Genomic DNA, 21047 nt, shown 5'->3' on the forward strand with positions numbered 1-21047 from the left:
CCGAGGGCCGCGACGGCACGGCAGCCTGGGCACGGCACAGCAGCATGGCTCGGTCGCACGGCCGCCGGGAGGGTTCGTCCCATCGAGGGCGGGCCCTCCCGGCGGCAGCGGGTCAGACGCGGTCGGCTGCGATCAGGAGGTACTGGAAGGACCCGTCCCTGTAGGAGTTGATGAACGCGTCCTCAATGCCCGTGACCAGGGAGGATGTGGCCCGCAGCTCCCAGTAGGGCAGGGTGTCGGGGGTGAGGTCGATGACGGCCTGCGGCACGAGGCGGTTGTCGGCCATGGCGCGCAGGTACTCCCGGCGCGAGTGGATGTTGCACTCGAAGTGGGCGTTGATCTGCGAGACCCACTTCGAGGGCTGGCCGTAGCGCGGATTCCAGCAGCCGGTGATGGTGACATAGCGACCGCCGACCGAGAGGACGCGGGAGTGTTCGGCGAAGAGGTCGTCCAGGTCGACGTACATGCTCGACTCGTTGTTCCACGAGGCCGCGGCCGACCCGGTCTCGAACGGGGTGGCGAGCATGTTGCAGACGCGGGCGCGGACGTGGTCCTGGATGCCGAGTTCCTGGGCACGGGTGTTGGCGAAGTCGGCCTGCTTGGCCGACAGCGTGACACCTTCGACCTTGCATCCGAAGCGCTGGTGCGCCATCACCATCGAGCCGCCGCGGCCGCAGCCGGCGTCCACCAGGGTGTCGTCACGCCCGATGCTGCCGAGGTGCCCCAGGAGGACCTCGGCCTGCGCCGACTCCAGTCGGTGGAGTTCGGCGATCAGCTTCTTCTCGCTCTCGCTGTCCTCGGCGTCGCCGAGGGCGGCGTGGTCGACTTCACCGATGCCGTAGTGATGGTGGTAGAGGCCGTCGACATCGCCGAGACGCAGATTGACGGGCCTGGCCTCCCCGTCCCAGTACCGGGCGATGTCTCCCTGGTAAGGGGTCGCCTGGCCGGGGATGTGCAGCGTGGTGGAGGCGGCGGTGGCGGTGAGTTCGGTGGTCACAGATGAATCCATTCTCTTACCAGAAGTCGGGCAGGGTGTAGCGATAGGTGTTGGTCCGGTGCCAGTAGTGGTTGCCGTCGACCCATGCGGCCACGCCTCGCAGGAAGCGCTGCACGTTCGGGGCGGGGCAGGCGACGGCCAGGGCCGCGGCCTCGGTCTCGAAGGCGTGCATCAGCTCGTTGTGGACTTCCACCGACTTCAGATAGGCGTCCCGGTCGGAGAGGCCCTCACGTTCGGCGATCACTACGGGCAGGTTCAGGTGCTGGCCGGGACTGTCGAGTTCCTTGGTGTACGAGTACAGGTCGTTCACGATGGTCGTCGCGTTTCCCGCGAGGGCGATGACCTTCTGCATGGCGGCCTGGGCGTGCAGGTCCGCCGGCAGTTCGTAGCCGCCCACGGTGTCGGTGATGGTCGGGCAGGGGCGGAAGTTGTTGAACTGGCGCATTGCCAGGTACTCCCACACCTCCGGGACATGGTCCAGCTGGGCCCAGGCCGCTTCGGCGAGGTACCCCATGTGCAGCCGGGCCATGTCGTGACGGAGCCGGTCCGCCTGGGAGGGGCCCGCTGCCCGGACGAAGTACTCCATGGCGGACCGGTAGGCGCGCCGGGGCGCGTCGGCGTGGAGCGACTGCGCCCATTGCGGCTGGTACTCCTCTGCCGTGTGCAGGGGATCGAGGGCGGTGTGCGCCAGCAGAAGGCGCTCACCGAGGCCGATGGGCGAGCCTCCGTGGTCCTCGCAGTAGCAGTCGTCCACCGCGTTCTCGGCCACCATCAGGCGTGTGGCGAGCATCAGATGGTCGATGGTGGGCGCGTCCGGATGACAGGCGACCATGTAGCGTCCCACGGAGAAGCCGTCGAACTCCTGCTCCCAGTCCTCGGGATACAGGGCGACCTCGTCCAGTGCCCAGGATTTGATCCTTCGGCTGACCTCTTCCACTCGCACCGGGTCGGGCTCGGGTACCGGGTGGTAGTAGAGGCCCGGGACCGGTTTGCCCTCCGCCGGTTGTGCCGACGGCTGCGAAGGCACCGGTGCCTCTTCCCGCAGGATCAGGCGCAGGCTCTCGGTGCCCAGCCCGGTGGGGCCACGCAGGATCCGAGTCAGATCGGTGCTGGGTGCCGGCGCCCCGGCTGCCGGGGGGTGGAGTGGAGACGTAGCGGCACCGGAAACCGTAGGCGGGGCCGGGAAGGGGGGCGCAGACGGGGTGGGGAAGGACGGTACGCGGGGTGGTCTGCCGTTGGAGGCCTCGATCTCGGCGGCGTGGGCCGCAGCGGCAGCGAGCAGGTGTGTCCCGAAGTGGGAGGCGGCATCCGGCAGGCTCGACTGTGGAGGTGGTGGCAGCTCGGGCGCGGGCATCCATGGCTCCTCGGTGGTGTGGGTGATGTCCCGAAGCCGTTAGGGCATGCGCGACCGGCCCCGGGGTTCCGGGGAGTTGCGCCTTGTCCTGGGGGCCGGGCCCGCTACTTGGGCCAGCGGGCGATCTGCACGTTCTCCAGCACGCCGACCGCGTCCGGCACGAGGATGGCGGCGGAGTAGTAGGTAGTGACGAGGTAGGACGTGATGGCCTTCTCGTCGAGGCCCATGAAGCGGACGGACAGGCCCGGTTCGTACTCGTCCGGCAATCCGGTCTGGTGCAGACCGACGACTCCCTGGTTGTCCTCGCCGGTACGCATACAGAGAATCGAGCTGGTCTTCTCCTTCGTGACGGGGATCTTGTTGCAGGGGAGGATCGGTACCCCGCGCCAGGCCGGGACCTGCTGGCCGCCGAGGTCGACATGGTCCGGATAGAGTCCGCGCGAGTTGAACTCACGCCCGATCGCGGCGATCGTCCGGGGGTGCGCGAGGAAGAACTTGGAGCCGCGGCGCCGGCAGAGCAGTTCGTCCATGTCGTCGGGGGTCGGCGGGCCGGAGTGGGTCTGGAGGCGCTGCTTGAAGTCGGCGTTGTGGAGCAGGCCGAACTCCCGGTTGTTGATCAGCTCGTGCTCCTGGCGCTCGCGCAGCGCCTCGATGGTGAGCCTGAGCTGTTCCTTGGTCTGATCCATCGGCCCGTTGTAGAGATCGGCGACCCTCGTGTGGATCCGCAGAATGGTCTGGGCGACCGAGAGCTCGTACTCGCGTGGCTTCAGTTCGTAGTCGACGAACGCGCCGGGCAACTCGTGCTCGCCGGTATGGCCGGCCGACATCGAGATCTCCGCCTCGCCCCGATGGTTCTGGCGCCGGCGGGAGAGTGAAGTGAACTCTTCGATGTGTTCCCGCAGGCCCGGTGCAGTGGCCAGCACGGCCGCGAAGTCGGCGCGCGACAGGGTGAGAAGCGTGCCCGAGGTCTCGGCGATGGCGGTCTGTTCCCACCTGGCGTCCTCGTCCAGCAGAGCGTGCTCTCCGAACCGGTCGCCATCGGCGAGTACGTCCAGGGCGACCTCGTCACCGTAATTCCCCACGGACGTCTGGCCGATGCGTCCATGGGCGATGAGGTGGAGCTTGTCCGCGGGTGCCCCGCGCTCGACCAGAGTCTCGCCGATCCGGAAGTCGTGCTGGACGCATCGCCCGGCGATGGCGGTGAGCACCTCCACGTCGTCGAAGCCGCGCAGCAGGCCCAGTTCACCCAGTTCGCGGGGGATCACCCGGACATCGGCGCCGTCCTGGACGAACTCCACGCTCCCGTCGCCGACGGTGTAGCTAAGGCGGCGGTTCACCCGGTAGGCCCCGCCCTTGGTCTCCACCCAGGGAAGCATGCGCAACAGCCAGCGGGAGGTGATCTCCTGCATCTGCGGGGCGGATTTGGTCGTGGTGGCGAGGTTGCGGGCGGCCGCTGTGCCCAGGCTGGACTGCCGGGGGAGCTCCAGTTGCGCTTCCGGGGTCGATTCAACAGTCATCGGGCAAGCTCTCCTTGGTCAGGTCGGTGGCACACGTATGCGGAGGCCACCGGGCAACTAGGGGAAAAAGGGGTATATGAACGGGAATCCGTCCAGATCCAGTGGAACAGTAATGGCTCCTCCGCCCCCTGGACCAAGGGAAACCGTCGATATTCGCTCGATACGATGATCGCGTCCGCGTGATGTTTGTCCGGGTACCGATGTGATCCAGCCGTGCTTGGCGCCCAGGCTCCGTGAGTGGCTGGTTCTGTCTCCGTGGTGGGATCGATGAGTCGGAAGCGACGGAACTCCCGTACTCCCAAGGCGTTGCGGGTGTTCCGGCAGGCCGGCGTGACGCAGATATGTCGTCACCGGCCGCAAGTGTCACGACCGTCTGCTTGGTGCAAGGTCGGAAACGCGACATGCCCCGGCGGCATCGGTGGAACTGGAGTGATAATCCGAGGAGCCCGGTCGAGCCCGGTCGAGCCCGGTCGAGCCCGGTCGAGCGCGGTCGAGCCTGGCTGAGCGTGGGCGGCGGCTGCCGACAGTCCGCAGAGGTGCGGGTTCCGTAATGACCCGAGGCGGCACGGCGGAGGGCGCTGCCGTCCGGTCTCGGGGGTATGCCGGTCGAGAAGAGCGCCGAGGTGTCGTTCATCGGCGACGGGTGGAACAACTCCCGCGGTCGCCGGATGGATCGTGCGGCGACCGCGGGGAGGATCAGCCGCGGGCCATCGCGATCGCGCCCGCGAGGCTTTCCCCGGCTTCGTAGGTCATGTAGGGGACACCTCCGTCGGTGCCGAACGGCGGTGCGGCGGAGCGGCCGTTCTCCGGCGCCGAGGAAGTGGAGATGTTGATCCGTCGGGAGAAACCCAGGAGATCAGTTCCCCGTCCGCTCACCCACCGCTCACGCATACGCCGCGGACGAGAAGTCCGAGGCAGAGTGGGACCCCTCCCTGGAGGGAGAAATCCCAGGTCAGATCGGTGACGAGCGGTGGACCGCGCAGCTGTGCGCGCAAGGCTCCCCGGGCGCTCAACTCGGAATGCTTCTACGGTTGAACGTGAGAGTGCGGTGCATGTGGATGCCTTCGGCTCCGCCTTCACCACACTGATCTCGATGTCACCATCGCCTCAGGAGGCGGTTCCGCATGTCCGTAGCATCTGAAACTCCCGTCTTGGACACTCTGGCCGCCATGACCGTCGACTCGGTCGAACGGTGCGACCTGCCGCCGGACGTGCTCATCCTCACCCGTATCGCCGCGCTCGCGGCCTCGGGCGCTCCTCCCATCTCCTATGCCGCGCACATTGACCCGGCCATGCGGGCGGACGTGACGGCCGAACGGCTCCAAGACGTCCTGGTCGCCATCGCCCCCATCGTGGGCACGGCGCGCGTCATGACAGCGGCCGGCAACATTGCCGCGGCTCTCGGCGTCGCCATCGCCGTCGCAGAGGCAGAGATTGAGGCCGGGGGATAGGCGGGCCGGTGGTCGGCAGTCGCGCTGCGTCACTCGGATCTGACGTCTGCGAATGGGCAGATTGCACTCTGCCTCGCCCGACTCCCCAACATGATCTGGTTCAGCACTCCAAGCGTCCTCAGTACCGCCCCGGTCGGCGGGTCCTGGCCGGTGAAGGCCCTGAACGTGTACGAGAACGGGGACGGCTGGAGCTCTCCCCAGAGCTCAGCCGGAAGACGCGACGCGGCAACGGAAACTACTCCACCGACTACCCGCTGCCGCCGTTCGCCGGCGTCAACGTCCGGCACGAGCAGGAGCGGGTCTCCATGGAGACCCAACCCGAGTCGCTTCGGCTCGTGCTCTTCCCGGGGAGGCGGTGCCGACCCGCTCGATGCTCAACGGGCTGCTGCACCTCGCGTAGAACGGCGTGAACAGCTCGAACGGCGGGATCACCGGAGAGGACCTTTCGCTGCGCACCGCCCTCACCGCGTTCGGACAGCGGGACGTTCCGGCGCGTGAGGGGGCGGGCCCCCGGGGTGACCCGAGGGCCCGGCGCCCCGTTCAGGCGCGCCCCGTCAGGTACTGGCGATGGGTGCCCGGGAACAGTCCGGGCGCCCATCGCCAGTTGGTTGACAACGTTCACGGAGCGGTACAGGCTTCTCTTTAGAAAGCGCTTACTGAAATGACTCGGGGCCCCTCTCCACCGCGCTGCACCAAGACGACCCCCGGGTGGGTGCCCACGACGGACCGGGAGAACTCCACCGTATGAAGGTCACACACGTCCACGGCGAGCGCATCGACGTGTCGCAGGACGGGACCCGCCTGCTGTCCTACGTCTACGCGCCCGAAGCCCCCTTCGAGGCCCCCAAGCCCTATCTGCATCCTCTCGCGACCCTGTCGGGTGCGGTCGTCACCGACTACCGGCCCAACGACCACCGCTGGCACAAGGGCCTTCAGGTCACCGCCTCCCACCTCTCCGGGCAGAACCTCTGGGGCGGCAACAGTTACGTCCACGGCGAGGGCTACCTCGAACTGCCCGGCCGGGTGGGCTCGATGACCCATGACGGCTTCGACGACGTACACGTGGAAGACGGCCGGGCGGTGATCGAGGAGCGGCTCACCTGGCGCAACCACGACGGTGACCCCTGGGCCGGGGAGAGGCGCAGGATCGAGGCGGCCCTCACGGACCCGGCGTCCGGCATCTGGCACCTCACCGTCTCCACCGCCGTCACCAACCTCCGTGACGAGGACCTGCGGTTCGGCAGTCCCACGACCGAGGGTCGCGAGATGGCCGGCTACACCGGCCTATTCTGGCGCGGACCGCGGGCCTTCCGCGGCGGTGACATCCTGACCGCCGGGGCGCAGGGACCCGAGGCCATGGGCACCCAGTCGCCCTGGCTCGGCTTCACGGGCGAGTTCGACGGTGTCGACGGACACGCCACCCTCGTCTTCGCGCACGCACCCGAGAACGACCACACCGGGGAGGGCGCCAACCACCCCTCCCACTGGTTCGTCCGCAACGACCCCTTCGCCGCCGTCGCCCCTTCCTGGGCGTTCTTCGACGAACTGGTCCTGCCCCCGGGCGAGACACTCGCCCGGCGCTACCGGGTCGTCGTGGCCGACGGCCGGCTCGGGCGCGCGGACATCGTCAAGTACCTCGCGGACTGCCCGTGGTGACCTTCACCGGACTGCCCGGAGCGGTGGGCGTGTCCCACCTGAGCGTCTACGACTGGGAGGCCGCCGACGGTCTGCACGGGGGCACACCGCACCTGCATCTCACCTGCTCCGAGGGGTATGTGGTCGAGGCCGGGCGCGGGGCGGTCCACACCCTGACCGCCGGCGGGTTCGCCGTGACCCCGCTCGCTCCCGGGTCCGTGGTGTGGTTCACCTCCGGCACGATCCACCGGCTGGTCAACGAGGACGGCGGGCTGCGGATCACCGTGCTGATGCAGAACAACGGGCTTCCGGAGGCCGGTGACGCCGTCCTCACCCTGCCCCCGCCCTACCTGGCGGATCCCGCCCGTTACGCGCAGGCCGTGGCGCTGCCGACGGACGCCACCTCGCAGGCCGCGCGCCGCCGCCGGGACCTGGCGCTCGAAGGGTTCCAGGAGCTGCGCGCCGCGTCGGAGGCCGGCGACAACGGCCCCCTGCTCGCCTTCCACGCGGCGGCCGCGGCGCTGGTACGGCCCCGGGTCGCCGACTGGTGGGCCCGGTGGGAGCGTGGGGCCGCCGAGGCGGCCCGGGCCACCGGGGAACAGCTCAGCCGGCTCGCCGAGGGCGACGCCGGCCACCTGGCGGACGGCTCGGTACACTTCGCGGCCCCTGCGGAGTACGGCAGCTACGGCATGTGCGGGCGTCTTGACACCTACCGGCCAACGGGTGCCTGAAACGCGCTGACGGAGAACGACGGGCCCGTCCGCCTCGGCGGCCGGGCTGCGGCGCGGGGACGGTTTCGCCGGCAGCCGGCGCTGCGGGCGAAACCGTCCCCGCGCACGTGCACGTGCGGGTGTGGCGCCAGGAGCGAGCCCTACCGGGGGAGTACGGAGAGGGCCCTGAGGCGTGCGTGAGCGCCGCTCCAGCCCGAGACGTCGAGTGCCACGTAGCGGGCGGTGGTGCCGGCGGTGAGGGCGCTCGTGGTGCCGCGGCCCCGCAGCGTTCCACCGGGCCGGTAGGTGACGCCGTCGTCGCTGAACTCGACCGCCGCCCGCGGCACCCTGCCCGTCGTCCACTCCGCGAGCACCCGCTCGACGGGGAGGGCGGAACCGAGGTCCACGACCATCCGGGCCCGGTCGGATCCGGGGGTCCACGATGTCTGCCGGTCGCCGTCCACCGCGGCCGACGGGTCCGACATGCCGGCGGGGCGCGGTGCGTTCGGGAACGTGTCGCATCCCAGCGCGGCGTCGTCGAGCGGATAGGGAACGACCTCGCTCACCGACACCGTCGCGGTCCGGCCGCGGCGCAGCCGCACCTTCGTGCGCCGGCCGTTGCCCGCCGTCACGAGCAGGTCGCACGACGGCCCGGTCAGCCGTACGGTCGAGGCGTCGACCACATCCGCCCGGACGCCGGGCGGCACCGTCCCTCCCGTCGCCGGAAGGAGGACGAACCGGGCCGCGGCGACGGCCGCGGTCGAGGCGCCGAGTTCGGCCGCGAAGTCCGTGCCGGAAGCGGTCACCGTCTGCGAACCGGCGTAGAGAACGAGGCCGGTGCCCTGACGGGGCAGGGCCACCGAGGTCTTCACGGCATCGGGGGAGAGGTTGAACAGACTCAGGTGCCCGCCGGCGGTGCTGGCGTGAACGACGGGGTTCCCGGCCCGCGGTGCCTTCCGGGACGCCGCCGCCTTCAGCGCGGCAGGGTCTCCGGTCGGGTGTCCCTCTACGGTGATGGCTTCGGCAGGGCCGTCGGACAGCACAACCATGTCTCCGTAGACGGCAAGCGGATTGGCCGCGTCACGGACCACCAGCCCGGCCCTTCCGTCCACGGAGATCCAGCCGCCGCGGCTCGTGAGCTCGGCCACGGGGAAGCTGGTCAGTTCGGTCCAGTTCTCCCCGTCGTCGGAGCCCTGTACCCGGTACCTGGTCGCAGCCGCGGACTCCCAGGCCAGGGTGACGTGGTCGAAGGCGACGGTGCTGCCGAGGTCGACCGTCAGCCAGCTGTCCTGGCGATTGCGTTCGGCGACGGCGACGGCCCAGCGGGTGGTGTCGTTGCCGTCCACCACACGTGCCGCCTCGTTGCCCGGCGTCGCCGACGAAGCGGTGGCCGTGGCGGAGCGGGCGAGATCGACGCCGTCCGCGCCGTCCCGGACGGAGAAGGTGTAGAGGGAGTAGCCGTACTTGGGATGTCCGGAGACGCCCTGCATACGGACGAAGCGGTGGGAACCGCGGGGGAGCGCGAGGGTGTCCACCCGGGGCCCAGAGCCGCCCGAAGTGTTCCCGCTGTCCTTCGATTTCACCCGGACCGATCCCTCGGCCGAGGTGTACGTACGACTGCCGTCCAGGCCCGCCAGCCCCGGCATCGTCAGGTTGTGTACCTGCAGGTGCCCCTCACCGGTGGCCGTACCGCTCGTCGCGTAGACGACCGCACCCGACGGGAGGGTGGTGAATCCGGCGATTCCGGTGTCGAGCTCGAGTACGGAGGCGGTCGCGTCGATACCGTCGCGGACCTTCCGGTAGGTCGTGACCGAGCGGCGCAGTACCTTGCTCGCGGTCGAGGGCAGGAACATCGGGGTGTTGCCACTCAGGGCGAACAGCCAGTCGTCATGGGCCGGCTGCCAGGCGAACTTGACGAAGCCCGGCTTGCTCACCGAGGCAGCCCAGGCCGCCGGGGTCTGCTGAACCGCCAGACCGGGTCCGCCGGCGAAGTCCCTCACCCCGGAGGCCTGTGCGTAGAACTCCTCGTCGGACAGCGGTGTCACGGCGCCACCGTGCGCCGCACGCCACCGGTGCAGCAGATAGCTGATGGCGATCTCGGCGCGGGCCTCCGGTTCGTACTTCGCCTCCCCCGAGAACTTGGCGAGCCGGTACTCGGGCGCGTATGCCTGGTACGGCTCCAGCCGCTTCGCCATCGCGGCCTCCGCCCAGGCGGCGGTGCGGTCCCCGGTGACCTGGGCCAGGAAGGCCAGCGGGATCACATCGCGTCCATAGAGGTGTTCACGGTCCGCCACCATGGGCATCAGCGGTTCACCGGCGTCGCTCATCACCATCAGCAGGGTGCGCCACAGCGGCCCCGCGTTCGGCTGCGCGGTCAGGACCTGCGGCAGGGGACGGCCCGCGGTGATGAAGTGGGCGGCGTTGCGGCCGGACGTACGCCACAACTCCTCCTGGTAGTGCGGGCCGAAGGAATTGTGGTTCTCGACGATGAACGTGTCGTAGAGATTCGTCGCGGTGTTCGCATGGACGGCGACCCCGTCGACCAGGGCCGGATTGGCCAGATCCGCCGCGGGCAGCCCCGCTTCGTTGCGGGTCCACCGGCCGAAGGCCGCTGTCCACTCGTCGTGCCGGGAATCGGTGGGCGCCCAGGCGAGACCCGGTGCGAGCGACTGGGCGTAGACGCCCATCTCCTCGAGCTTCGTGTCGCCGACGAAACCGCCCTTGAGCCCGTTGGGCGTCCAGCCCCCGGAGGCGGGGTCGTTCTTGCTGCCGAGAGCGGTCGTGTACTGCGCCTGCTCGCGGGCGATCGTGTCGACATTCTGCTGCGTGGTGGCATCCAGCTGATCCCAGAGCAGCCGGGCGGCGAGAACGAAGTACAACTGGAAGGTCGTGTCGAAGAACAGCGTACGGCCCCACTCCGTGCCGCCGGTGAGGCGGTTGGAGGCGGCGAAATGCTTGATGGTGGCCAGCGTGCGCGAAAGGAGCTCGTCCTTGCCGATGCCGGCGCGCCCGGAGTCATAGGTTCCCCGGGTCAGGAGCACCGCGTTGCCGAGGACCACCGCGAAGCCGAAGTCCTTGGCCGTGTGATGACCGAGAGCGGAGTCCCACTGCGTCTCCGCCCAGCGCGTGTGCGTCAGCAGCACCTGGTAATAGGTCTCCGCGATACTGCCCTGCTCCGCGCCGCCCTTCTCGACGCCGTCCTGATGGCGGCCGTCGGTGAGGGCAGACGGCCCCGAGGCCGCCGCCACCCCTGGGAGCGCCAGCGAGCCGGCCGTCAACAGCCCTGTCAGACCTGCAAGTTGGACGAATCTGCGTCTGTCGTAGTAGGTCGGGATATCGGGCATGGGGTCCTCCGCACGGTGACAACGTTGTCAGATTTTGGTCATCCTTGCCCCTGGCCTGATGCCCGTCAAGGGTTGTGTCACGTTGTGGCCGCACGGGAGGGCTGATGCGGCGGAACGGCTGCCGAGGTGCGCGCGGGGGAGAACCGGCAGGCCAGGAGGTGCGGCGGGGATCCGGCCGGTGCGGGGGCGGCACTTTTGGGGACGGTCCATGGGGGATGTGCCGGGCGGTTCGGTGAGCGAGTCGGGAGTTGGGCACCCGGGCGGGCGGACGAGCCCGCCCGGCGGGCCTCAGCGCCCCTCGGGAGCCGCGTCGGCGCGAAAGACGGGCAGGCCCTCCCGCAGCCGGGCGAAGAGCAGGCCGGCGTCGAACATCTCCTCGCTCTCGTCCTCGTCGGCGTCCTCATCGGCGGCGAAGACCTCGTCCACCAGGAACGCGCGCAGCTCCTCCTGCACGTCGTCCCCGTACCCCTGCTGGTAGTCGTCCAGGTCGAAGTAGAGGTCCGCCTTCACGGTCGCGATCGTCTCGTGGTCGTCCTCGATGACCAGGCGGGCGCGGATGGTGCCCGCGTGAAGCGTGCTGTCGTTGTAGTCGCCGTAGACGACGTCGGCCTCGATGTCGCCCATGACCAGCATCTCGCCGCTGGTGAGGACCCCCCGAGCCTTCACCGTTCCGCCGATCGCCACCACCGAGCAGGGGGCGCTGTCCGCCATCACACCTTCGACCGTCACGGATCCGGTGACCACGAAGGGCGCGCCCACGCCCAGTTCGCCCTTGACCACCAGGTCGCCGTGGTGGAAGAACGGGGCGTCCACTTGCTGGTCGCCGATCAGGGTGCGGGTCGTTCCGGTGTCGCCGAGAGCCCTGGCGCAGATCTCCGGGACGTAGCCGAGCAGGTCGGGGTTGAGAGTGACACTCAGCTGGGCGACGAACTCCTGGTAACTGTCGAGGTCCCGCGCCGCGAGATCGGCAAGCCAGCCGCTGTCGTCCGCCTTGATCCTGGCGGCCCGTTCGGCCCGCGTCACCTCGACGGTCCGCCGGATCGCGGCCATATCGATGGGCAGCGGGGTGTCGCCGTTCATGTGGTGCGCCATGACGTTCGCCTTGTCTGTGTTCAGGGAACGGACCTGTGTGGCCCGCCTGTTGGGGCCACCCGCACCAGCGGGGTGCGAGCGCCGAAGCCGCGAACCGCAGGCTACCGGCCCCTCTGTGGGCCGAGGCTGTCCGGGGGTGCGGCGGCCGGCAGGCGTTCGCGCCAGGTGTAGGGGGCGACGGTGGCGGTGGCGGTGTCGATGTCGGTGTCGGGCCAGCGGCGGCGCAGCAGGGCCGCCGTGGACCGGCACCACGCCGCCAGGTGTGGCAGGGCCCGGTGCGATTCGGCGGTGCGGGCTCCGGATTCAAGCAGAGCCACCATCTGCGTGCGGGAGGCGTTGCCGGGGCCGCGCGCGTCCAGCGACCCGAGCCGGTCGGTGCGCATCATCACCCAGACCAGGGAGGCCGAGGCCAGTCCGAAACCGAACCTCTGGTCGTCCTCGGCCTCGGGGACCGTCCGGGACAGGGCTCGGCGGAACGCCTCGATCTGGGCCGGCCCCGAAACCGCCATCCAGTTCGGGCCGGGGACCGTGAAACCGGTCGCGGCCGTGAGGGCATGGCGGAAGCCCGCCCCCTCGAAGTCGATCAGCCGGCCGCCGCCGCTCGGCCCGGTCAGGAAGTTGTGCGACTCGGTGTCGCCATTGGTCAGGGCCAGGAACGGGCCGGGATCCGACAGTTCGGCCACGGCCGCTTCCAGATCGCGCTCCGCGGCGGCAGGCAGCGGGACACCGAGAGCGGCGGCCCGGGCAAGTCCGTTCCGCCAGAGACCGGTGTGGGCATGCTCCCAGTCGCCCAGGCGGTCCGCAGCCGTGCCCAGTGCCGTGCGGCGGGCGTTGAACCGCGTGGCGTGGCCGGCGGACGCGGCGGCCAGCTCACCCATCGAGGCGGCGAAGGCGGTCAGTTCGGCGTCCAGAGCCGGGGTGCGGCCGTCACGGTGCAGCAGTTCGGCCAGTCCGGAGGTGAGGGCATCGGGGGATCCTCGCACGGCCGGGCCAGGATGACGCGGAACTCTGCGCCTCGCGGCGTTCCGCACAGCGCAACGCGGAGAGGCCGGCCTCGCCGGGTCCGCCCGCGGCACCGCTCCGATGTCCGGCGCTGCCGCGCCGGCTTCGGACAGAGCAGTCCGATCAGCTACGAGACCGCCTTCCCGGCAACATCAACTACGCTGGCCGGAACGCACAAACCCGTGTCAGGATCCTGAGTCAGGGCCCCACCGACCGGCTGCCGCGGCTGACAAGACAGGCGGAAGACCCGTGAGCTCCACGTTGATTCGCTTGATCGAGCCCTCCGACGGTCCCGCACTCGCGGGCCTGCTCTCCCGGGACCGGGAGGCGTATGCGCGCTGGCTGCCCGAGAGGCCCGCGGAGTTCTACACGGCCGACGGGCAGGCCCCGGTCATCGAAGCCCTTCTGGCCTCCCACGGCAAGGGGCTCGCGTGGCCGGGCGTTGTGGTCTGCGACGGGACAGTCATCGGGCAGGTCAGCATCAGCTCGATCCTGCGCGGCCCGTTCCAGAAGGGATTCCTCGGCTACTGGGTCTCTTCTCTCCACCAGGGGCTCGGGCACACGAGCCGCGCCGTCGGCCTCGCGCTGCGGATCGCCGACGACGAGCTGAAGCTGCATCGGCTGGAGGCACACACCCAACTGTCGAACCTCGCGTCTCAGGCGATCCTGCGCAAGCACGGATTCAGGTCCTGGGGCATCGCCCATGACCACTTCTACGCCGACGGCGCATGGCACGACGAAGTGTTCTGGGAGAGGAATCCGACCGGCGGCCCCGCCTCCTGATCAGCGGTCCCCTCTGGCGGGAGGGCCTCTTGGGGATTGCGCAGGGCGGCGGTCCCGGGTGGTCCTGATCACCGCTTCGAAGCCATGATCAGCACAGCGATCGTTGACCTGATGAGCCGCAGGCCCACTCGGGTATCAACACCGAAGGTCCAGGGGGGTGAACGGCGACAGCGTCGCCGTCGCGTGCGTCACAGCAGACAGGGATACAGGCTGACGCCGGTCCGCTGCACCCGGATCTCGACCCACGTTCCGTCAGCCGCGACCGGAGGCGGCGGGTCGGCGAGGTCGAACAGGATCTGCGAGTCACCCAGCTCCAGCACGGCCCCGCCGTCGACGGTGAGACTCAGACGCCCTCGGAAGACGACCTGATCGCCGTCCTCACTCAAGGCGGGCGAGGACGAAACCACTGGTTGCGTGTTGCCGCCCCAGGCCACGTCGGCATCGACAGTCCACTCCACGTGATGCTCACAGCCCACATCCGTCGGATCCCCGCACCAAAGCGCCACGGCCATACCCGCACTCGAGCGCACCCGAACCATCGCAGCCTTGCCCGAGGCCTGCCGAACTGCTTCTACGTGGACCAACACCCCACGATCATCCATGGCAGAACTGCTTCCTCGCCCTGCCCGTCGGCCCGGACCACGGGATCCGCGAGATGCGCTCCGAGCAGGGGAGAGCCACTCAGGCGCGGTGGTGGACCGGCACGCCGCGTCTGTCAGCCAGATCCATGTGCGAAGGGTGGAGGCACTTCCTGGGAACGTCCGAGGGGGTCGGCGAGTGCGGCTGCCAGCCGGTCGCGGGCCTCGGTCTGGGCCGCGATGCGTTCGTTGAGGACCGCCAGCCGTTCCCGTGCGACCCGCAGACCCTTGTCCGAGGGCGGTACGGCGGCCACATCACCGTCCAGGCAGGGCAGGAAAACGCGCACGTCCTCCAGGGTGAGTCCGGCGGTGAGCAGATGGCGGATGTTGCGGACCCGCCCCACCGCGAGTTCGTCGTAGACGCGGTAGCCGTTGGAGGCCCGCGTCGAGGAGATCAGCCCGGACTGCTCGTAGTGCCGTAGTGCCCGCGCTGTCGTCCCGGTTGCCCCGGCCAGCTCACCGATCCGCACCAGCCCCACCTCCTGGGCCACTCCTATCACGCCACCACCGCGCCGCCGTCGACGGGGAGGACCACTCCGGTGACGAACGATGCGGCCGGTGCGGCAAGTTGGGTGATCGCCCAGGCCACTTCCTCGGGGTGCCCGATCCGGGCCAGCGGGGTGTGCGCGAGTTGCCACTCCCGCACTGCCGCCAATCGCTCAGGGGTCAGGCCCTGGTGTTCACCGATCGGAGTGGCGATCGCGCCGGGGGCGACCGCCACCACCCGGATCCCTCGGGGTGCCAGCTCGACCGCCCAGCTGCGGGTCAGGATTTCCAGGGCGGCCTTGCTCGCGGCGTAGACGGAGTTGCCGGGCCAGGCCCGCTGCCCCACCGACGTACTGACGTTGACGATCACTCCGCCCGATGTCTCCAGCAACGGAAGGGCGGCCTGGGCCAGCAGGGCCGGAGCGACGAGGTTGGTGGCAAGCTGAGCCGTGATCATCTCCGGCGTCAGCTTGCCGAGGGCGCCGCTGCGGACGATGCCGGCGTTGTTGACCAGCACGTCCAGTCGGCCGTATGTCTCCGAGACGGTCCGGACGATCCGTTCCGGTTCGCCGTCGGCGGTGATGTCGGCGGACAGCGGGGTGATGCGACTGCTGCCCGACGCGGTCTCGTCGAGCGGAGCGCTTCGCCGTCCGACCGCGATGACGTGGGCGCCCTCGGCTGCGAAGGCATGGGCGGTGGCCCGGCCGATGCCGGTGCCGGCTCCGGTAACGACGACGACTCTGCTGCTGCGCGGTGCGGTGCTTGTCATGCCGGCCATCGTGCAACCCTGCCGCCAGTGGCAAGGTCAAACTCTCACCGACGGTGCGTTCACACCGCGGTCGGCCGCCCCGCGTCGGACTCCGAGACCTCCGCGGTGAACAGCCGGGCCAGGACGTTGTACGCGGCGCCCCTGGCGAGTGCCGGTTCGTCGGCGGTGGCCAGTTCCACCTCGGGGGCGGGCGTGTTCTCCTGTGCGTACTGCAGGCGGAACATCCGCTCCGTCCGGGCCGCGAAGGCGGGGAGGTCCATCTCGCGGGTGAACGCCATCACCACGCGTTCGGGGCCGAACATCTTGGCCGCGTTCGCCATGGCGGCACCGAGCTTGTCCGCGGCGTCCGTGACGACCTCTTCGCCGTCGCCTGACAGGTGCTCAGGGGCCTCGCTCCGTCGTTCCAGTTCACGCCGGATGCCCCAGTGACTGCTCCATGTCTCCAGGCAGTTCACCGCCCCGCAGTGACAGGGCCGTACGGCAGCGGTGCCCGCGCAGACGCGGGAATGGGCGAACCCTCCCGCCGAACCGTTGAAGCCGCGGTGGATGCGTCCCTGGACCACCACCGAGGCTCCGAGGCTCGGACCCACGCTGAAGACCAGCAGGTCGCGGCCGGCCAGCCGGCCGTCGAACAGGAGCAGCCCGGAAGCGAAGGAGTTGACGTAGCTGTCGAGGACGACCGGGGCGCCCGTCAGCCCGGCCAGCCGGTCCCGGAGCGGCACGTTCTCCCAGCCGAGGGAGCCGCTGTGGCGGACCACCCCGGTCGCCTGGTCGACGACTCCGGAGACGGCGACGCCCACCCCGGTCAGGGTGGCCGCGGGGCGCCGGGCCGCGGCCACCGCCACGGCGCGCGCGATGGCGGCCTCGGCGTCGTCGGGGCTGGTGGACGCGAGGGTCTCCCGGTGTGAGGCGATCATGTCCCCGCGGAGGTTGACCAGGGTCACGAACGCCTCGGTGCCGGAGAGCCGTACGCCCGCCGCGAGCACGGTGTCGCTGCCCAGTTCCAGCAGGCGGGCCGGACGTCCGCCGGTGCTGGGCACCGCGTCGGTCTCGGAGAGGAGCCCGGACTGCAGGAGCTTGCCCGCGATTCCCGTGACGGTCGCCGCGCTGAGACCCGTACGAGCGGCGATCACCGCGCGCGCCACCGGACCCTGGGCCCGTACGACATCGAGAACCAGGGCTTCGTTGATCTCGCGGATCAGGGCTTTGCTCCCGGCACGTGGCTTCATCTCAGGCGGATCCTTCGCGCTGCTCGGCATGTGGGGTCTGCATTCTGGCAGGCCCCACTTAATTCGGTCATTGACAAAAGTAGCGCAGGCTGGCAAGTTTCCGCCACATGAGTCATACGGTCGGTGCCGACCCCGAGCCGCCCAGCGGCCCCCGTCCCCCTGAAAAGACCCGGATCCTGCTGAGCGTTCCCGCAGCCGAATCCGAGGCGTTCTTCCCGCCGGAGACCCGCAGGGCCCTCGCGGCCCTGGGGGAAGTGACGGAGGCCGAACCGGAAACCCTGCACACACCGGAGGCGTTCCGGAGCGCCCTGGCGGGCGTGCACGTGCTCGTCACCGCGTGGGGCTTCCCGCGGCTCGACGCAGAACGGCTCGCTCTCGCACCCGATCTGCGGTTCGTCATGCACGCGGCCTCCTCGCTCCACTGGCTGGTCGGCGACGACTTCTGGGAGACCGGGATCCCGGTGTCCCAGGCCGGTGCGGCGATGGCGCCCGCGGTCGCGGAACTTTCGCTCTCCTTCACCCTGTCCCTGTTGCGGCGCACCCACCGCTACGACCACGCGCTGCGCCGGGGAGCGGACTGGCAGACGGCCCGCGGGGTGCGCAAGGCGCGCGAGATCCGGGGCGCGCGCATCGGCGTCGTCGGCGCCTCACGCACCGGCCGCCGCTACATCGAGGCCTGCCGGGCGCTCGGCGCCGAAGTGCGCGTCCACGACCCGTATCTGGCCGAAATTGATCCCCTCGCCCCGCTCGCTGCCGCACTCCCGTCGCTGCTCCCCTGGTGCGACGTACTCGCCGTCCACGCCCCCGCGACCGACGAGACCAGCGGCATGATCGGCGCCGACGAGATCGCGTCCCTCAAGGACGGCGGCCTGGTGGTGAACACGGCCCGCTCCTCGGTCATCGACATGGACGCCCTGTTCGACGCGGTGGCCTCGGACCGGATCGACGCGGCACTGGACGTCTTCGACGACGAACCCCTGCCCGCCGGCGACCGCTGGCGGAGCCTTCCCAATGTGCTGCTCACCCCGCACATCGCCGGCGCCACCTCCGACTCCCGCCGCCGGGCCGGACGGATCGTGGTGGACGAGATCCGACGGCACCTCACCGGTGAGCCGCTCGAGCACGCGGTCACGCGCCAGGCGATGGAGTCCATGGCATGAACAGCGACATGGCACGCAACATCCTGGTGCTCCACTGCCACGACCTCGGCCGGTTCCTCGGCGCCTACGCCGTGCCCACGGTCGTCACCCCGCACCTGGACGAACTCGCCGAGGAGGGAGCCCTCTTCGAGGCGGCCTTCGCCACAGCGCCGCACTGCAGCCCCGCCAGAGCCTCCCTGTTCACCGGCACCTATCCCCAGACGAACGGGGTGCTCGGCCTCACCCACGACCCGTTCGGCTGGGACCTGGCCGATCCGTCCGGCCACCTCGCCCACCGGTTGCGGACGGCCGGGTACCGCACCGAACTCATCGGCGTGCACCACGAGTCCCGGGTCCTGCCCGACGACGTCGTGGCGGCGCGGCTCGGTTTCGACCGGGTGCGCACCGGCGGGGACCGGGACGTCGTCGTCGAGCGCGCCACCGGCGCACTCGACCGGGCGGCGCAGGGGGCGCGGCCCTTCTACCTCCAGGTCGGCTTCCACGAACCGCACCGCACCCCGTCCAAGGACGACCGGCCAGGGGTGATGGGTTTCCTGGGTGATGCCGTCAGCCCCGATGACTCGCTCGGCCACACGGTCCCTGCGTATCTGCACGACGACGCGGGAGCGCGTGAGGAGATCGCCGAACTGCAGGGCGCGGTACGGCACATGGACGAGGGCGTCGGCCGGATCCTGGAACATCTCGACGCCCTGGGGCTGAGGCAGGAGACGGTCGTGGTCTTCACCACCGACCACGGACTACCGCTGCCCCGCGCCAAATGCACGCTGTACGACCCCGGCCTCGAAGTCGCGCTCATGATGAGGGTGCCCGGCCGCGCGGCGTGGGAAGGACGCCGGATCGCCCCCATGGTGAGCCATGTCGACGTGCTGCCCACGCTCCTCGAACTCGTCGGCCTGCCCGAACCCGAGGGCATCGCCGGAACCAGCCTCGTCCCGCTCCTGGAGGCGGGAGCCGCACCCCCCGCCCACACCTTCGGGCAGCTCACCCACCACACGTACTACGACCCGAAGCGCTCGGCGCGCTCGGACACCCACAAGCTCATCGTCAACTTCGCCAACGCACCGCGCGCGATGGACCCCACACAGTCATGGGTGCACCGCAGCCTGCCGGCCGACCTGAACGGCCCCACCATCGGGTCGAGCCCGCTGCTGGAGCTGTACGACCTCGCACACGATCCGCACGAGACCCGCAACGTGGCCGACGACCCCGCGTACGCCGGCGTCTTCACCGAACTGGCCACCGCACTCCTCGGCTGGATGCGGGAGGCCGGTGACCCCCTGCTCACGGACCAGCCCCTGCTGGCGCGCCATCGCGACGCCCTCACGGCGCTGACCCGTGCCGCGGGTCACCGGTGCGTCGCACCGTCCGCGTCCCCCGAGGCCCCCGACGCCCACCGCCCCGGCAGCGGCGCGGCACCAGACCGAGCACGAGAGAGAGAATCAGCATGAACATCCGACCGCTGCGCACCGCAGTCCTGGCCGCCTCCTTCGCCGTGGTGTCCACGGCCTGCTCCGCCCCCGGCAACGGCGGCAAGCCCGAAGTGACCGTGTGGATGTACCCGGTCATCAAGGACGAGGCGGCCGGCAAGAAGTACTGGGAGAAGACCGAGGCGGACTTCGAGCGGACCCACCCGGGCACCGACCTCACCATCCAGATGCAGACGTTCGACAAGCGCGACGCCCAGATATCCGCGGCCCTCGCCGCGGGTTCCGGCCCGGACATCGTGCTCATCACCCCCGACCAGGCCGCGACGTACCAGACGGTGGGAGGCCTGCTTCCCGTCGACGACGCGGTGAAGGACCAGCGGAAGGCCTTCTACCCCGAGACGCTCAAGGCCGCCACCATCGACGGGGAACTCTTCGGCGTACCGCTCTTCCAGAACATCAACACGACCGCCTACAACACGAAGATCTTCGCCGACGCCGGACTCGGCCTCCCGAAGACCTGGGACGACGTCCTCGCGGCCGCCCCCGTGCTGGCCAAGAAGGGCATCGCGGTCATGGACTACGCGGGCAGCCCCGAGCAGACGCTGAATCTCTCGTTCTACCCCCTGCTCTGGCAGGCCGGCGGCAGCGTCTTCACCGACGACGGCAAGGACGTCGCGTTCGACTCCGACGCGGGAGTGTCCGCCCTGCAGTTCCTGGTCGACCTCAAGAAGAAGGGCGGCCTGCCCGCCGACGCGGCCACCGACGGCCCTGCTGTCGAGGGTGCGCCCATCGCCGACGGCAAGGCCGCGATGCGCGCCGTCACCTCGCTTCCCGAACTCACCCAGATGCGGGCCGCGCTGGGCAAGGACAACGTGGCTCTCGGCCTTCCCCTCCAGGGCAAGGAGCGCGCCACGTACGGCAACCCGGGACTCCTCGCGCTGACGTCCATCACCAAGGACGAGAACCGCGACGCGGCGAACGACGTACTCACCTACCTGAGTTCACCCGAGCGACAGGCGTCCCTCAACGCCGCGGCAGGAAACTTCCCCACCCGCACGGACGTGAAGGCACCCGGCACCGGGCCCGACTTCAAGGCCCTGAGCGACTCGTTGCAGTACGCCAGCCCCGGGGAGCCCTCCCCGGCCGCCCGCCAGGTGATGGCGGCGCTCGCCCCCTACATCCAGGGCGCCCTGGGCGGGGACCTGTCGGCGCGGGAGGCACTCGAGAAGGCCGGGAAGGAGGCACGCGAACTGCTGGCCCGCTCCTGACCCGCGGCGTCGCGCGGCCCTGTCAGGGGCCTCTCGTTTGCATCAGGCCGGGCTCGCGGGGCCTGGCACGCGCTCCCCCGAGGTCTCTGCTTCGCTCGACCAGGGGGGACCACTCCGGCGTTTTCGTCGGTCGCCAATGCTCCTTCCCCGAGCTCTCGGCTTCGCTCGAGCGGGGGAGACCCCAT

Annotated in this window: 18 protein-coding genes; 7 read left to right on the plus strand and 11 right to left on the minus strand. The window is 70.1% G+C overall.

Annotated features, from left to right (window positions below):
* Positions 1–112: 112 nt before the first annotated feature.
* The 4 genes from OG782_RS36280 to OG782_RS36295 form a co-directional block, all read right to left on the minus strand.
* A complete protein-coding gene (locus tag OG782_RS36280; protein WP_406458468.1) occupies positions 113–1009 on the minus strand; it encodes a geranyl diphosphate 2-C-methyltransferase in 897 nt (298 codons plus the stop codon).
* A 4-nt stretch (positions 1010–1013) separates the two neighbouring features.
* Positions 1014–2351, minus strand: a complete 1338-nt coding sequence (locus OG782_RS36285) for a family 2 encapsulin nanocompartment cargo protein terpene cyclase (RefSeq protein WP_406458470.1) — start codon at positions 2349–2351, stop codon at positions 1014–1016.
* Positions 2352–2455: 104 nt separating this feature from the next.
* Positions 2456–3868 carry a family 2B encapsulin nanocompartment shell protein gene (locus tag OG782_RS36290; RefSeq protein WP_406458472.1) on the minus strand — a complete coding sequence of 471 codons (1413 nt, stop codon included), beginning with the start codon at positions 3866–3868 and terminating at the stop codon, positions 2456–2458.
* Between the two features lie 696 nt (positions 3869–4564).
* On the minus strand, positions 4565–4744 hold the full coding sequence (locus tag OG782_RS36295; protein WP_406459485.1) for a hypothetical protein: 180 nt from the start codon (positions 4742–4744) through the stop codon (positions 4565–4567).
* A gap of 248 nt (positions 4745–4992) precedes the next feature.
* On the opposite strand from OG782_RS36295, the gene OG782_RS36300 reads away from it, so the two are divergent.
* The 3 genes from OG782_RS36300 to OG782_RS36310 all read left to right on the plus strand — a co-directional run bounded on the left by OG782_RS36300 (position 4993) and on the right by OG782_RS36310 (position 7685).
* A complete protein-coding gene (locus OG782_RS36300; RefSeq protein WP_406458474.1) occupies positions 4993–5319 on the plus strand; it encodes a carboxymuconolactone decarboxylase family protein in 327 nt (108 codons plus the stop codon).
* A 744-nt stretch (positions 5320–6063) separates the two neighbouring features.
* Positions 6064–6975: a PmoA family protein gene (locus OG782_RS36305; RefSeq protein WP_406458476.1), complete on the plus strand. Its 912-nt coding sequence runs from the start codon at positions 6064–6066 to the stop codon at positions 6973–6975.
* Positions 6969–7685, plus strand: a complete 717-nt coding sequence (locus OG782_RS36310; protein ID WP_406458478.1) for a cupin domain-containing protein — start codon at positions 6969–6971, stop codon at positions 7683–7685. Before OG782_RS36305 ends, OG782_RS36310 begins: the two co-directional genes overlap by 7 nt.
* Positions 7686–7825: 140 nt before the next feature.
* On the opposite strand, the gene OG782_RS36315 is transcribed toward OG782_RS36310, so the two are convergent.
* The 3 genes from OG782_RS36315 to OG782_RS36325 form a co-directional block, all read right to left on the minus strand.
* Entirely contained in the window at positions 7826–11008 is a 3183-nt protein-coding gene (locus tag OG782_RS36315) for a discoidin domain-containing protein (RefSeq protein ID WP_406458480.1), read from the minus strand.
* Positions 11009–11296: 288 nt separating this feature from the next.
* Complete coding sequence (locus OG782_RS36320; protein WP_406458482.1) at positions 11297–12100, minus strand: hypothetical protein; 804 nt, start codon at positions 12098–12100, stop codon at positions 11297–11299.
* A gap of 101 nt (positions 12101–12201) precedes the next feature.
* A complete protein-coding gene (locus tag OG782_RS36325) occupies positions 12202–13083 on the minus strand; it encodes a hypothetical protein (protein ID WP_406458484.1) in 882 nt (293 codons plus the stop codon).
* 289 nt (positions 13084–13372) lie between these two features.
* Here OG782_RS36325 and OG782_RS36330 point away from each other — a divergent pair, with 289 nt between their 5' ends.
* On the plus strand, positions 13373–13885 hold the full coding sequence (locus OG782_RS36330; RefSeq protein WP_406458486.1) for a GNAT family N-acetyltransferase: 513 nt from the start codon (positions 13373–13375) through the stop codon (positions 13883–13885).
* Between the two features lie 188 nt (positions 13886–14073).
* Here OG782_RS36330 and OG782_RS36335 read toward each other — a convergent pair whose 3' ends face one another.
* The 4 genes from OG782_RS36335 to OG782_RS36350 all read right to left on the minus strand — a co-directional run bounded on the left by OG782_RS36335 (position 14074) and on the right by OG782_RS36350 (position 17007).
* The gene (locus OG782_RS36335) at positions 14074–14487 is read right to left on the minus strand and encodes a hypothetical protein (protein ID WP_406458488.1); all 414 of its coding nucleotides are present in this window, start codon (positions 14485–14487) and stop codon (positions 14074–14076) included.
* Positions 14488–14600: 113 nt separating this feature from the next.
* The gene (locus OG782_RS36340; protein ID WP_406459459.1) at positions 14601–14993 is read right to left on the minus strand and encodes a MerR family transcriptional regulator; all 393 of its coding nucleotides are present in this window, start codon (positions 14991–14993) and stop codon (positions 14601–14603) included.
* Positions 14994–15019: 26 nt separating this feature from the next.
* Positions 15020–15787: an SDR family NAD(P)-dependent oxidoreductase gene (locus tag OG782_RS36345; protein ID WP_406458490.1), complete on the minus strand. Its 768-nt coding sequence runs from the start codon at positions 15785–15787 to the stop codon at positions 15020–15022.
* A gap of 50 nt (positions 15788–15837) precedes the next feature.
* On the minus strand, positions 15838–17007 hold the full coding sequence (locus tag OG782_RS36350; protein WP_406458492.1) for an ROK family protein: 1170 nt from the start codon (positions 17005–17007) through the stop codon (positions 15838–15840).
* A 107-nt stretch (positions 17008–17114) separates the two neighbouring features.
* Between OG782_RS36350 and OG782_RS36355 the strand changes: the two genes are divergently transcribed.
* The 3 genes from OG782_RS36355 to OG782_RS36365 are packed head-to-tail and all read left to right on the plus strand — an operon-like array spanning position 17115 to position 20862.
* Positions 17115–18167: a hydroxyacid dehydrogenase gene (locus OG782_RS36355; RefSeq protein ID WP_406458494.1), complete on the plus strand. Its 1053-nt coding sequence runs from the start codon at positions 17115–17117 to the stop codon at positions 18165–18167.
* A complete protein-coding gene (locus OG782_RS36360; protein ID WP_406458496.1) occupies positions 18164–19615 on the plus strand; it encodes a sulfatase in 1452 nt (483 codons plus the stop codon). Before OG782_RS36355 ends, OG782_RS36360 begins: the two co-directional genes overlap by 4 nt.
* Positions 19612–20862 carry an extracellular solute-binding protein gene (locus OG782_RS36365; RefSeq protein ID WP_406458498.1) on the plus strand — a complete coding sequence of 417 codons (1251 nt, stop codon included), beginning with the start codon at positions 19612–19614 and terminating at the stop codon, positions 20860–20862. The genes OG782_RS36360 and OG782_RS36365 overlap by 4 nt, the downstream gene beginning before the upstream one ends.
* The last annotated feature ends 185 nt before the right edge of the window (positions 20863–21047 follow it).

It is taken from the genome of Streptomyces sp. NBC_00876 (assembly GCF_045207435.1).
Classification (GTDB): Bacteria; Actinomycetota; Actinomycetes; order Streptomycetales; family Streptomycetaceae; genus Streptomyces.

Bases quoted from the DNA above. Each gene is read 5' to 3' on its own strand.
- OG782_RS36280 (WP_406458468.1), bottom strand. From the start codon at position 1,009: ATGGATTCATCTGTGACCACCGAACTCACCGCCACCGCCGCCTCCACC.
- OG782_RS36285 (WP_406458470.1), bottom strand. From the start codon at position 2,351: ATGCCCGCGCCCGAGCTGCCACCACCTCCACAGTCGAGCCTGCCGGAT.
- OG782_RS36290 (WP_406458472.1), bottom strand. From the start codon at position 3,868: ATGACTGTTGAATCGACCCCGGAAGCGCAACTGGAGCTCCCCCGGCAG.
- OG782_RS36300 (WP_406458474.1), top strand. From the start codon at position 4,993: ATGTCCGTAGCATCTGAAACTCCCGTCTTGGACACTCTGGCCGCCATG.
- OG782_RS36305 (WP_406458476.1), top strand. From the start codon at position 6,064: ATGAAGGTCACACACGTCCACGGCGAGCGCATCGACGTGTCGCAGGAC.
- OG782_RS36315 (WP_406458480.1), bottom strand. From the start codon at position 11,008: ATGCCCGATATCCCGACCTACTACGACAGACGCAGATTCGTCCAACTT.
- OG782_RS36320 (WP_406458482.1), bottom strand. From the start codon at position 12,100: ATGGCGCACCACATGAACGGCGACACCCCGCTGCCCATCGATATGGCC.
- OG782_RS36335 (WP_406458488.1), bottom strand. From the start codon at position 14,487: ATGGATGATCGTGGGGTGTTGGTCCACGTAGAAGCAGTTCGGCAGGCC.
- OG782_RS36345 (WP_406458490.1), bottom strand. From the start codon at position 15,787: ATGGCCGGCATGACAAGCACCGCACCGCGCAGCAGCAGAGTCGTCGTC.
- OG782_RS36350 (WP_406458492.1), bottom strand. From the start codon at position 17,007: ATGAAGCCACGTGCCGGGAGCAAAGCCCTGATCCGCGAGATCAACGAA.
- OG782_RS36355 (WP_406458494.1), top strand. From the start codon at position 17,115: ATGAGTCATACGGTCGGTGCCGACCCCGAGCCGCCCAGCGGCCCCCGT.
- OG782_RS36360 (WP_406458496.1), top strand. From the start codon at position 18,164: ATGAACAGCGACATGGCACGCAACATCCTGGTGCTCCACTGCCACGAC.
- OG782_RS36365 (WP_406458498.1), top strand. From the start codon at position 19,612: ATGAACATCCGACCGCTGCGCACCGCAGTCCTGGCCGCCTCCTTCGCC.